Annotated in this window: 12 protein-coding genes; 8 read left to right on the forward strand and 4 right to left on the reverse strand. The window is 64.8% G+C overall.

Annotation, left to right across the window (positions count from 1 at the left end; genetic code table 11):
• Positions 1-4: 4 nt before the first annotated feature.
• Genes IPL75_11285 through IPL75_11295 form a run of 3 tightly spaced genes read right to left on the reverse strand, consistent with a single transcriptional unit; the run spans position 5 to position 2,131 of the window.
• Entirely contained in the window at positions 5-580 is a 576-nt protein-coding gene (locus IPL75_11285; protein MBK9240820.1) for a hypothetical protein, read from the reverse strand.
• A complete protein-coding gene (locus IPL75_11290; protein MBK9240821.1) occupies positions 577-1,200 on the reverse strand; it encodes a sigma-70 family RNA polymerase sigma factor in 624 nt (207 codons plus the stop codon). The genes IPL75_11285 and IPL75_11290 overlap by 4 nt, the downstream gene beginning before the upstream one ends.
• A complete protein-coding gene (locus IPL75_11295) occupies positions 1,193-2,131 on the reverse strand; it encodes a hypothetical protein (protein ID MBK9240822.1) in 939 nt (312 codons plus the stop codon). The genes IPL75_11290 and IPL75_11295 overlap by 8 nt, the downstream gene beginning before the upstream one ends.
• Between IPL75_11295 and lexA the strand changes: the two genes are divergently transcribed.
• Genes lexA through IPL75_11315 form a run of 4 tightly spaced genes read left to right on the forward strand, consistent with a single transcriptional unit; the run spans position 2,084 to position 4,240 of the window.
• A complete protein-coding gene (gene lexA / locus IPL75_11300; protein ID MBK9240823.1) occupies positions 2,084-2,818 on the forward strand; it encodes a transcriptional repressor LexA in 735 nt (244 codons plus the stop codon). The two genes, IPL75_11295 and lexA, sit on opposite strands and share 48 nt — an antisense overlap.
• A 1-nt stretch (position 2,819) precedes the next feature.
• The gene (locus IPL75_11305) at positions 2,820-3,143 is read left to right on the forward strand and encodes a hypothetical protein (GenBank protein MBK9240824.1); all 324 of its coding nucleotides are present in this window, start codon (positions 2,820-2,822) and stop codon (positions 3,141-3,143) included.
• A gap of 60 nt (positions 3,144-3,203) precedes the next feature.
• Positions 3,204-3,833, forward strand: coding sequence for an endonuclease III (gene nth / locus IPL75_11310; GenBank protein ID MBK9240825.1), 630 nt, complete (start codon positions 3,204-3,206; stop codon positions 3,831-3,833).
• Positions 3,830-4,240 carry a metallopeptidase family protein gene (locus IPL75_11315; GenBank protein MBK9240826.1) on the forward strand — a complete coding sequence of 137 codons (411 nt, stop codon included), beginning with the start codon at positions 3,830-3,832 and terminating at the stop codon, positions 4,238-4,240. Before nth ends, IPL75_11315 begins: the two co-directional genes overlap by 4 nt.
• Before the next feature lie 71 nt (positions 4,241-4,311).
• Here IPL75_11315 and IPL75_11320 read toward each other — a convergent pair whose 3' ends face one another.
• Complete coding sequence (locus tag IPL75_11320; protein ID MBK9240827.1) at positions 4,312-5,634, reverse strand: PQQ-binding-like beta-propeller repeat protein; 1,323 nt, start codon at positions 5,632-5,634, stop codon at positions 4,312-4,314.
• A 125-nt stretch (positions 5,635-5,759) separates the two neighbouring features.
• On the opposite strand from IPL75_11320, the gene rsmA reads away from it, so the two are divergent.
• The 4 genes from rsmA (at position 5,760) to IPL75_11340 (ending at position 12,618) form a co-directional block, all read left to right on the forward strand.
• A complete protein-coding gene (gene rsmA / locus IPL75_11325) occupies positions 5,760-6,632 on the forward strand; it encodes a 16S rRNA (adenine(1518)-N(6)/adenine(1519)-N(6))-dimethyltransferase RsmA (protein ID MBK9240828.1) in 873 nt (290 codons plus the stop codon).
• 200 nt (positions 6,633-6,832) lie between these two features.
• The gene (locus tag IPL75_11330) at positions 6,833-8,515 is read left to right on the forward strand and encodes a ribonuclease J (GenBank protein MBK9240829.1); all 1,683 of its coding nucleotides are present in this window, start codon (positions 6,833-6,835) and stop codon (positions 8,513-8,515) included.
• A 57-nt stretch (positions 8,516-8,572) separates the two neighbouring features.
• Positions 8,573-10,885, forward strand: coding sequence for a DNA translocase FtsK (locus IPL75_11335; protein MBK9240830.1), 2,313 nt, complete (start codon positions 8,573-8,575; stop codon positions 10,883-10,885).
• Positions 10,882-12,618 (forward strand): N-acetylmuramoyl-L-alanine amidase, encoded by a 1,737-nt coding sequence (locus tag IPL75_11340; GenBank protein ID MBK9240831.1) that lies wholly within the window; start codon positions 10,882-10,884, stop codon positions 12,616-12,618. Before IPL75_11335 ends, IPL75_11340 begins: the two co-directional genes overlap by 4 nt.
• Positions 12,619-12,632: the final 14 nt, after the last annotated feature.

A 12,632-nucleotide genomic window follows, 5' to 3' on the forward strand; every position in this document is an offset into this window, starting at 1 on the left:
ACGACTACTCCATTCCCTCGGCCATCCCGGCCGCCAACAGTTTCGCAAATGCGGCCCGCTCGTCGGAGGTCAGCACCTCGAACGCCGCGTCCACCGCCAGGGGTGACGGCGCCAACACCTCGCGCACATCGTCCTGTTCGAACGTATCCATCATGCCCGAGACAAACGCCCATTCAGCCGTCTCGAGCGCCATCGCGTCATCGGCCACCGCAACCTGCGCGTCCTCAACCGGTGCCACCCGGTCAGCTGGATACAGCGTCAGAGCCACAGCCGCCACAACGACGGTGGCCACGGCGGCCATCGCCCCACGCACGGACACGATCATCGCCCACCATGGGGCGGGCGCCGGGTGCACCATCTCGGCCTGCACCGCCGTCTGCACTCTTGCCTGGAAGTGGTCCCAGAACAGGGGCGACGGCTCAGGTACATCCTCCACGTCACTCACCGTGGCCATCATGGCGCGCAGTTCGGCCACGCCGGTCTGGCAGGAGCGGCACGCGTCCAGATGGGATTGCCGGCTCTGCGGCAACACGTCGTCGAGCGCATTGACTGATTCCTGAGGGGACAAATGACTAGTCATGATTGCAGCAGCCGTTTCAAATTACTGAGTGCGTGAAAGAAGTTTGCCTTGGTGGCGCCGACTGTGCCGCCGAGGATTCCCGCAATCTCTTCATGCGACAGTTCCTGGTACACCCTCAAGAGCAGCGTGGCGCGTTGCCGGGGCGGTAGTTGCGCGATGGCGCGCCTGACCTCGGTGGCCTTCTCGCTCCGAGCCACGGCGCGGAACGGATCGTCTGAACGCGGGTCCACGTGCCGCGCCTCAAGAAGCGGCTCGGTGTCGGGGCGCCTGGCCGCGATCTTGTTCAGGCAGCAGTTCACACCGACCCGATAGAGCCATGTGCTCAGCGCGGAGTCGCCCTTGAAATTTTTCAGGCCCTTGAACGCGCGCACGAACACGTCCTGGGCCAGGTCTGACGCATCCTCGTGATTACGGACGAAGCGGTAGCAGACCTGATACACCGCTCGCTGGTGGCGGGTCACGATGACCTGGAACGCGTCCTGACTGCCCGCGAGAAACGCGGCCACCAGGACCCGGTCTTCGGCGGCCGCCAGATCCAGCGTGGTCGCAGGCGCGGTCACGTCCTGCGCCATGGCCTCGGTCTCCCTGCCTGTGCTCCAGGCCGGCATCTGTTCAGCCACCGCTGTATGAGCTCCCATGCCCGTTAGACCGGCGCACACCCGTTTGGGTTACCAGGGCCAACACTTCGGCTCTGGTGGGCAGGCCGGCCTGGGCTCCCACGGCGCGGCAATTAAGGGCCGCCGTGGCATTGGCGAAGGTGAGCAGGTCCCCGAGCGTCGCCCCGGCAGAGGCCCCGATCCAGGCGGCGATGAAGCCGCCACGGAACGCATCCCCGGCCCCGGTCGAGTCGGCCACGGGCACGACGAAGCCGGCCGATTCGACCAGTTCCCCGCCGGCCCACGCCATCGCCCCATCAGCGCCCAGGGTCACCACGATCGCCTTCGTGTGGAATCGCTCTTTCATCGACTGCATGGCCGCGGTGACGCTCACCTCGCCGGAGTACTTCAAGGCGAAGCCGGCGGGAATCACCAGCACATCCACGAGGCTCAGCAGCCGCTCAAGGCCTGGCGTTGCCGCGTCGACGTCTGCCAGCACCGGGACGCCCGCCGACCGCGCGTGCCCGGCCATCAGCACCGCGCCCTCGATGTCGGTGGCATCCACCATGAGCACGCGCGTTTGGGCGACGAGTTCCGGAGCCGGGCGCGATGACGGCCAATCGAGCGCCTTGGCCCTGCGCCACAAGACCGTGCGCGTGCCGGCGGCACGATCGACCATCACGAGGGCCGAGCGATTGGCCACCGCCGCGCGCACACAGCCGCTCGTGTCGATTCCCTCGTCCCCGAGAGCCCGTTCAATTCGTCGCGCGTTTTCATCGTCGCCGAATACACCCAGGTAACCGGTCACGCACCCCAGACGGGCGCACGCGACCATGGCCGAGGCCACCTGGCCGCCGGGCAACGCTGAGGTGTCGATGAGTTCAACTTTGTCGTCGGGCGCCGGCCAATGCGGGAGGGTCGCCAGGACATCGACGGAGTTTTCCCCGAAACCCACGACGTCGATCGGCCCCGGTCCGAGGGGCGGCAGTGTGAGAATCCGTTGACTTTCGCCTTTCTTTTGCATACAGTCGGCCCCGTGCAGCCTCTCACCAAACGCCAACGCGAGATTCTCGACTACCTTCAGGAATTCATCCAGCAGCACGGTTATGCACCGAGTCTGGAGGAAGTCGGCCGCAGGTTCGGCCTCTCTTCGCTCGCGACGGTGCACAAGCATCTCACCAACCTCGAGGAAAAGGGATGCATTCGGCGCCTCTGGAACCGCAGCCGGTCGGTGGAGTTGCTCACCGCCCGCACGGGTCAGCGCGCCGTAGAGCTGCCCATGCTCGGTTACGTTGCGGCCGGTCTTCCTATCGAAGCCGTCACCGGCAACGAGACGATTGCCGTGCCCGAAGACCTGGTCGGACGTCGCGACACGTATGTGCTGAAGGTCAAGGGCGACTCGATGATCGATGAGCAGATTCGCGACGGCGACTACGTCATCGTCGAAGACCGCAAGACTGCCGAAAACGGCGAGATGGTCATCGCGCTGCTCGGCGGAGCCGACGTCACCCTGAAGAAGTTTTACCGCGAGAACGGCCGCGTGCGTCTGCAGCCAGCCAACCCGGCGATGCAGCCGATGATTGTGGATGCGGCACTGGTTCAATTGCAGGGCGTGGTCGTCGGAGTCATGAGAAAGTACTGACATGACACTGCCCACCAAACAGCTCAGCTTCACCATCGTGCCGGACGACCAGGGCGAACAGCCCCGGACCTACGCGAACTTCTGTGCCGTGGGCCACACGCCGTTCGACATGACGCTGACGTTCTGCGACGTCCGCCCACTCTCTGAGAGCGATATCCGTTCGGCCGAACAGACCCAAACCGTCAAGGCCCCCGTCGTGTCACGCATCGCACTGCCCTTCGGCGTCATCCCCGGCCTGATCAACGCGCTGCAGGAACAGATGAAAGCCATGCAGGATGCGCAGGCGCAACAGGCGCAGGGCTGGCCGGCGGGGCCATTACACTGACGGAACTGACGGAACTGACGGAACTGACGGAACTGGCGGAACTGACGGAACTGAGCTGAGATGAAGGACGCGGTTGCGGTTTTTGACAAGCTCGACGTCCAGCATCCGAATGCGTGGACGGAACTCCATTTCACAAATCCCTACGAGTTGCTGGCCGCCACGATTCTGTCTGCGCAGTGCACTGACGCGCGGGTGAATCAGGTCACGCCTGCCCTCTTCAAGAAATATCCGACACCGGCGAGACTGGCGAAAGCGGATGTGGCCGAGCTCGAGACCATGATCCAGCCCACCGGGTTCTTTCGCATGAAGACGAGGAGCCTCATCGGCATGGCCAGTGCCGTGGTGGACGCACATGGCGGCGAGATTCCGTCGGACATGGACGCGCTGGTCGCCCTGCCTGGCGTGGGACGAAAGACCGCCAACGTCGTGCGGGGTCACGCCTTTAACCTCCCGGGGCTGCCCGTTGACCGGCACGTGCTCCGGGTGGCCACCCGCATTGGACTCATCTCCGCCAAGGCCGGTGAAGACGCGGTCAAGGCGGAGAAGCGCCTGATGACCCTGCTGCCGCCAGACCGATGGACACGCGCGTCGGACACGCTCATCCTGCACGGCCGGCGCATCTGCAAGCCGAAGCCGCTGTGCGAGCGTTGCGCGATTCGGGCGTCTTGCGCGTACTATCGAAGGCAATGACCTCCGAAGACTTCCCTCCCGCCCAGTTCCAGCGCCTTGTTGACGAAGCGATTGCCTCGCTCCCCCAACGCTTCCGCGATGCGATGGTGAACATGGCCATCGTGGTGGAGGACGAGCCCACCCTCGATCAACTCCGCGAAGTGGAAGTGGAACCGCCCGACACCATCTACGGGCTGTACGAAGGCACGCCGCTCCCCGAGCGCCAGTGGGCCCACGGCAACGTCCTGCCCGACAAGATCTCGCTCTTCCGCCTGCCCATCCTCGAAGACAGTCTCGATGAAGACGACGTGGTGGTTGGTATCGGCGAGACGCTGATTCACGAAGTGGGCCACTACTTCGGTCTCAACGAAGAAGAGATCATGGAGATCGAAGAAAAGTACTGGCGCGGCGAAGACGAAGGCGCCTGATCGCGCAGCCGGGTCTGAAGACCCGGCCTCCTTCCGGATGGAGGCCGGGTCTTCAGACCCGGCTTCATTCTTCAACGAATCGCGAAGAGGTGCTTGAGGCCACGGATGTAGACCGTGCCGTTGGCCAACGCGGGGGACGCAAACACCGGCTCACCAACGCTGTTGGTGCGGACCACCGCATGCGTGGGGCCGGCCGTGATCACAAACGTATCGCCCTCTTCGTTGGTCATGAAGAGGTGCCCGGCGTACGCCACTGGTGACGACATGAACGTCGAGGCCACCGGCGGGCGGCCGCCTTCGTAGATCAGCGCGCCAGTCTTTGCGTCCAGCGCCGTCGTGATTCCGCCGTCGGACGTAATGTAGACCTGGTCGCCGTACGCAGTCGGCGACACCACGTAGGCCGACCCCTTCCGATATTCCCACACCCGTCTGGCTTGCCCCTCGGGCACAGCACCGAGACGGAGCCCGATCGTGATCTTCTTCGGATTGCCGGTCGCAATGATCACCATGGTCCCGGCGGCCACCGGCGACGGCACGGCGTAACTCTCCAGGCCGGGCTCACTCCATAATTCACGGCCGGTCCTGGGATCGTACGCCACGATGCGCGTGTCGGTGGTGGTGACCAGTTCGGGTCGCCCCCCCGCCGACGTCAGCAACGGTGTGGCCCAACTGATCGGCATCTTCGGCCGCGCCACGCGCCACACGTCGCGACCCGTGGTGCCATCGATGGCCGCGATGAACGACGTGTCACCGTTATCCTCATCGGCCTGAATGATCACGAGATTTCCGAACAGCACCGGTGACGTGCTCACGCCGACGCTCAGGCCCGCCACATTGCCGAGCTTCCGGTTCCACACGGGCGTGCCGTCAAACCTGTAGGCGTACAGGCCTTCGCTCCCGAAGTAGGCGTACACCCGAGCGCCGTCGGTGACGGGTGTGGGCGCGGCATACGACCCCCTGGAGTGCCGGTCGTCATACACGGGCCCCTCGTACGAAGTTCGCGTCCACAGGATCTTCCCCGTCTTGGCGTCCAGGGCAAGCACCTGGAACGTATGGCGTTTGTTTCCGCCCGTCGCGTCGGGGCTTCTCCACTCGGATCCTTCAATCACGTGTTTAAGCGGGGTGTGATCGGGAATCACGTCGCCTTCGATGGCCGTGGTCAGAAATATGCGGTCACCCCAGACGATCGGCGACGAGTGGGCGCGCCCGGGAATCGGCGTCTTCCACGCAATGCCCGACGTGGGTGTCCAGGCCACCGGCAGTGCGCTCTCATCAGAGACGCCGCTCGAGTCCGCGCCGCGCCAGCCGGGCCAGTTGGGACCGGCCCACAGCGCCCCAACACTGGCCATCGTCGCGATGGCCACGCACACTGACCGCCGGGTGATCTGGGACATGGGGCACAGGATAGCCCCACTGTCCCGGCCCTGCCGCGCGGCGTGATGAATCCGTTCAGGCCGGGGGCCAGCCGCATCGGCACGCCATGAACGCGGACACTCGGCGGGCTGTACACTCTGTCTCAGTGAACACCCGCGCGCCCATCCGTCCCCACACCGGCCATCGTCCCCGCAAACGTTTTGGCCAGCACTTCCTGGCGGATGCGTGGGCGGCGAAGGTGGTCAAGACGATCGACGTCCAGCCACAGGATGTGCTCCTTGAGATCGGCCCAGGGGCGGGCGCGATCACCATGCCGCTTGCAGCCACCGGCGCACCGATCCTGGCCGTGGAAATTGACCGTGACCTGGCGGGCGATCTCGCAGGTCGCGTGCCGCCGAACGTCAGTCTGATCACCGCCGACTTCCTGCGGACCGACGTCGTGTCGTACCTCACCGCCCTTCAGCCCAGCCGCCCTCCCTCCACGGGCACGGAGCCTGTCGCGCCTCGCCGCTTTCGTGTCGTCGGCAATCTGCCCTACAACATTTCGTCACCGATCCTGTTCCGGCTCATCGAACTGTCGCGGGCGCACGCCATCTTCACGGACGCCACGCTCATGGTGCAGCGTGAAGTGGCCGATCGGCTGGTGGCCAAGCCCAGCACCAAGGCCTACGGCGTCCTGAGTGTCTTCGCGCAAATCTACGCAGACATTGAACGCAAACTCGACCTGCCCCCAACGGCGTTCTCGCCGCCGCCGAAGGTTCGCTCCAGCGTCGTGCGGCTCACCTTCCGGCGTAGTCCCGTGCGCATCGTCGACGAACTCGTGTTCCAGCAGGTGGTCAAGACGGCGTTCATGCAACGGCGAAAGATGCTGTCGAATGCCCTCAAGCACTTCGACGCGACCGCACCGGCCGTGCTGGCGCTCGCCGGCATTGACGGTAAGCGCCGGCCCGAAACGCTGACACTGGCGGAGTTCGCCAAGCTGACTGAGTTGTTTGTTTCAGTGCGCTCGTCGCGCTGAACCGGCCTTGTACGCGCAGAGCCCCTGTGTTATAGTTCCGCCTGTATTCCTGCCTGTTTTCCGGGTCTTCCCAGCGACCCACAGGTCGGGCACATTGACTGATTGAACGACGCACCCGCGTCGTGGTCCTGCCTTTTTCTGCGCGAGCTTCCGCTCGTCAAAGGGCTGGTGTCCGAGCGAGAGATTGAAGGTCGCTGTCGATGATGACGGCTCAGAGTACTGCTGTCGGCGCGCCTGCCGTCGAGGTCATCCCAATCGGGGGCCTCGGTGAGTTCGGCATGAACATGATGCTCGTCTCCTGCGGGGATACGGCCCTGCTGGTGGACGCCGGTGTCATGTTTCCAGAGCCTGAACTCTTCGGGGTCGATTTGGTGATCCCGGATGTTGCAACGCTCGACATGTACAAAGGCCGCATCGCGGCCCTCATTCTCACGCACGGTCACGAGGACCACATCGGCGCCGTGCCGTATGTGATGCCCCACTTCGACGGCCCGGTCTACGGGTCGCCGTTCACACTCGCCATGGTCACGCCCAAGCTCGACGAACATGGCGTGGACTACGAGGGCCGTCTGATTCCGGTCGCGCCACGACAGCGCATCGAGATCGGGCCATTCACGATCGAGTTCCTGCGCGTCACCCACAGCATTCCCGACGCGATGGCGCTCGCCATCCACACGCCACAGGGCGTGATCATCCACACGGGCGACTTCAAGATCGATCAGACGCCCCTGGATGGACAGCGCTTCGATCTTCACCGGCTCGCCGAGCTTGGCGCGCAGGGCGTGCTCGCCTTGTTTGGCGACAGCACCAACGCCGACACCCCGGGCGTCACCGGCTCCGATCGCGATGTCATCCCCGGGTTCGAGGAAATTTTCAGCAGCGCGCCGGGCAAGATCATCGTGGCGTCGTTCTCCACGTCCATCTTCCGGATGCAGGTCCTGGTGGACATGGCCGATCAGTTTGAACGCAAGGTGGCGTTTGTCGGCCGCGGGATGGTGCGCAACTCTGAGACGGCCCTGCGTCTGGGCGCCCTCCGCATGCCGGGCGGGCTTCAAATCGCCGACAGCGACGTCCGCGACTACCATCCGCAGGACATCCTCTGCCTCTGCACGGGGTCACAGGGCGAACCCATGGCCGCGCTGCCCCGCATCGCCATCGACGACCATCGTCACGTCAAAATTGAAGACGATGACGTGGTGGTGTTTTCGGCCAGGGCCATTCCGGGCAACGAAAAAGCCATCGGCCGGGTGATGAACCACCTGGCGAAGCGCGGCGCCGAAATCATCACCGACGGCATGAAACACGTGCACGTTTCCGGCCACGGGTCCGCCGAAGAGCTGAAACTGGTGCTTTCCCTGGTGCAGCCCCGGGTTTTCGTGCCGATACATGGAGAGTACCGGCAACTCGCCCAGCACGCCCGCCTGGCCAGGGCGGTGTGCCCGGCGACCTCGGTGCAGATGCTGGAGGACGGCGATGTCCTGCGCTTTGATGGGACCGAAGCGAAAGTCGTGGGGCGGATTCAGACCGGGCGGGTCCTTGTGGATGGCACCCGGATGGGCGAAGTGGGCGACGAGGTGCTGCGCGACCGTCGCCACCTCGCCGGCGACGGATTGATTGTGGCGGTGGTTGCCATCAACGGCCAGACCGGGGCGCTTGAACGCGCCCCCGAGGTCATTGCGCGTGGCATGGCCACCGATCCCCGGTTGGACGACCTGCTGCGGGACGCTCCGGCACTGCTCACGTCGGCTCTGGGCGAAGCGCCACGTGACGAACGCACCGACCCGGGTCTGGTGAAAGAACGCATTCGGCTCGAAGTGCAGCGGATGTTCCGCAGGCGAGCCGGCCGGCGCCCCATGGTGCTGCCGGTCGTGATGGAGATGTGAGGAGCGCTACTCTTGGCTGATACTGCAGGTTCTCGACGCGTAAGCGAAATCACGGGGGTGGCCCTCTTCGCGGTGATGATCATCTGGCTCATCGCCTTGATGAGTTACACCCCCACCGACCCGACCTGGTTCTTCAACAACGGCACGGGCACCGATGCGGTGAACTTCGCCGGCCGCATCGGCGCGTTCGTCGCGGAACTCTCATTCCAGCTGCTCGGCTACGCGGCGTACCTGATTCCCGCGGCGCTGTGCATCGTGGGCTGGCGCGCGTTCTGGTGTCACAAGATCGACGCCGCGTACACGAAGCTCGTGGGTGGCGGCCTCTTCTTCCTGTGCACCGCGGCCCTTCTCTCACTCGCGTTCGATGTGTTCGGGGCTACGCCCCGCCCCTTCGCCGGCGGCGGCGTCGTCGGAGAACTTCTGTCGTCAACCCTGGTCGCGTATCTTGCGCGCACCGGAGCCGTCGTGTTGCTGATGGCGCTCATGGCGCTGTCAGTCATCCTCGCCACGCAGTTTTCGTTTGGTCGCGCGTCTGAAGCCGCGGCCGGTGCCGTGCGCGAACGCTCCACGGGACTCTGGGCCGGCTTTCAGGCTCGGCAAGCCGAACGTCGTCGCGTGAAGGAACGGCAGCAGATTGTCGACAAACACGTGAAGCAGGCCGGGCGTGACAAGGCGCCCGAGATTGCCATCAAAGCGGCTGAATCAGCGGCGGTGCTGAAGGCCGCGCGGCAAACGTCCCGTGGCGCGGCCGAGGATGAAGAGGAACTCCTCGTCGCACCGGGTCTTGGCGGTCGTCCAGCCGCGAAGCCGCCCGCGATCAAGCGGGCTCAGCCGACTACGCCCAGCCTGCCGCTTGAGAACCGCGAAGTGCGGCCGCTGCCCGAGCGACGCAAGGGCGAATACGTGATGCCGCCGCTGACGCTGCTCGATAGCGCGAAGGCGGCGCAGAAGTTCGACGAGCGAGAGCTGATGGAATCGGCGCGGCTGCTCGAAGACAAGTGCCGGGAATTTTCTGTGGAAGGCACCGTCGTGCAGATTCACCCCGGCCCGGTGGTGACCACCTTTGAATTCAAGCCCGACGCGGGCGTCAAGTACAACCGCATCACCAGTCTTGCCGAAGACCTGTGTCTGGCAATGCGCGCCGAGTCGATCCTCATCGATCGCATCCCCGGCAAGTCCACCGTCGGCATCCAGATCCCGAACACCACGCGTGAACCGATCTCCCTGCGTGAGTTGCTCGAATCAGACGGCTACACCCGCTCCGCCTCGCGCCTGACGATGGCGATGGGCAAGACGATTCACGGCGAACCGATGATGACCGACCTGGCATCGATGCCGCACCTGCTGATTGCCGGCTCCACCGGCGCCGGCAAGTCGGTCAGCGTGAACGCGATGCTCACCAGCATCCTGTATCGCGCAACGCCCGACGAGGTGCGCCTCATCATGATCGACCCCAAGCGACTTGAGCTGGGCATGTATGAGGACATCCCCCACCTGATGACCCCGGTGGTGGTGGATCCGAAACAGGCCGCCAATGCCCTGCGCTGGGCCGTGCGCGAAATGGAAGAGCGATACAAGACGCTCGCCAAATCGGGTGTGCGCAACATCGAGCAGTACAACCGGAACATCAAGGCCATGCTGGCCGAGTTGAAGGAGTCGCAGAAGGATCAGGCTGAGCAGGAAGCGGGCGAACCCCTCAAGATCCTCCCCTTCATCGTTGTCATCATCGACGAACTGGCAGACCTGATGATGGTGGCCAGCAAGGAAGTGGAAGAGTCGATCGCGCGATTGGCGCAGATGGCGCGCGCCGTCGGCATCCACTTGATTCTGGCCACGCAGCGGCCGTCGGTAGACGTCATTACCGGCCTCATCAAAGCCAACCTGCCGGCGCGCATCGCATTCCGCGTGGCGTCGAAGATTGACTCTCGCACCATTCTGGACGGCAATGGCGCCGAGCAACTGCTGGGCAAGGGCGACATGTTGTATCTCGCGCCCGCATCCTCGCGGTTTGTGCGCGTGCACGGCCCCTACATCTCCGAGCAGGAAACCGCACGCGTGTGCAGCTTCCTGCGCAAACAGGGCAAGCCCGTGTACGACACGTCGATTACCGCCGAGGAAAAGACGAGCCAGCACCTGGAGTTCGAGAAGGACGATCTGTACGACGAGGCGGCCCGCATCATCGTCTCGAGTGGACAGGCGTCGATTTCGTACCTGCAGCGGCGTCTGCGCATCGGATTCAGCCGCGCGGCGCGCCTCGTGGACATGATGGAGATGGACGGCGTGGTGTCGCCCGCCGTCAACGGCAAGCGTGAAGTCCTCGTCGAGTCCAACTACTTTGAGGAAGTGGACGCGCAGCTGAAAGAAGTATGAACACACTGCCCCGACGCCGCATCGTGACAGCCCTCGCGCCTCGCGTGATGGGATTGATGCTGGCTGCGTGGGTGGGCCTTGGCGCGCCGGCAGCCGCCGATGCCCAGACGGCTGGTGTGCTGTACGAGCGCGCCCAGACCCGCGAAGCCACCGCTCGCAAGTCGCCGACCGTCGTCGGTTTGCGCGCGGCCACGAGCGCGTACGAGCAGGTGGTGTTGCGTTACCCTCGCAGCGGTTTCAGCGACGATGCGTTGTGGAACGGCGCGCTGACGGCCCGATTTGCCTGGGAACGGTTTCGGCAGCCGGCGGACCAGGCCACGGCCACACGACTCCTCAACACGCTACGCCGCGAGTATCCCACCAGCAAGTGGACTGCGCAGGTTCAGGCTCAATTGGGCGCACTGTCACAACCGGCCGCAACGGCCGCAGGCCGCGCAGCAGCGCCGGGGGTTGCCACCGCGCCTCCGGTGGCGACGCCGCCACCATCAACGCCCGCAACGCTTCGGAGTGTCACGCGCAGCGCCCTGCCGAACGGCACTCGACTGACGTTTGAATTTGATCGAGAGGTGCTGGTAGCCCCCGAACGCATCGCCGGACCAGAGCGCCTGTTCTTCGACCTGCGCGACACCCAGTTTGACGCCGGCCTGGCACAGCAGCTCGAAGGTCTGGCGGGTTCGGTCGTCGCCTCGGCCCGGGTGGGACGCCAGGATGCCCGCACCGTTCGCGTGGTCATGGAACTGTCCGGCGCGCCGCGGCACAGCGTGTTCTGGGTCTACCACCCGTACCGCATCGTGATCGACCTGGAGGGTGAGGGCGGCACGCTGGTGACGAGGCCCGCACCTGCTGCGGCCGCGCCGGTGTCTAACCCACCAGTGATCAACGCAGCCGGGCCCACCGTGTCACCCGCAAAGCCTGCACCGCCGCCACCCACCGCGGTCAACAACGTGCCAGTGCCGGTGCCCATTCTGCCGCCCGCGCCACCGTCAGCCACGTCGGGCGGTGACTATTCGCTCGCGCGGCAGCTCGGGCTTGGCATTTCACGAATCGTCATCGACCCGGGCCATGGCGGACACGACCCGGGGGCGCAGGCCAACGGACTGGTGGAATCGGCCCTGGTGCTCGACATCGCGCTGCGAGTGGAGAAACTGCTCAAGAAGCAGCCTGGCATCGACGTCGTCCTGACACGGCGTACGAATCACTTCATTCCGCTCGAGGAGCGCACAGAAATTGCCAATCGTGAGGGCGCGGACCTCTTCCTCTCGATTCACGCAAACGCCGCCAGGCGCGTGGCGGCGAAGGGCGTCGAAACCTACTTCCTCAACTTCGCGACAAACGCTGACGCCGAAGAGGTGGCCGCCCGCGAGAACGCCGGCAGCAGCACATCGATGGGCCGGCTGCCCCAGTTGGTGCAGCAGATCACGCTCCACAACAAGATGAAAGAGTCGCGCGAGCTCGCGCAGATTGTGCAGACGAACATGGTGCGGGCCATGCGCGCCCAGAACAAGGCGGTCGTGGATCTGGGGGTGAAGCAGGCGCCGTTTGTGGTGCTGATTGGCGCCCAGATGCCCAGCGTGCTCGCGGAAATTTCCTTCCTCACGAACAAGCCTGAGGCGTCGTTGCTCAAGAGCGACGCGTACAAGCAGCGCATCGCGCAGGCTCTGGCCGACGCGGTCATGAAATACCAGGCGTCGCTGAAGAAGGTCACCACGACGGCGGCCGCCACCGGCCGTTGATCTAGACTGGGATC

The sequence above is a fragment of the Acidobacteriota bacterium genome, from assembly GCA_016716905.1.
Classification (GTDB): Bacteria; Acidobacteriota; Vicinamibacteria; order Vicinamibacterales; family SCN-69-37; genus SYFT01.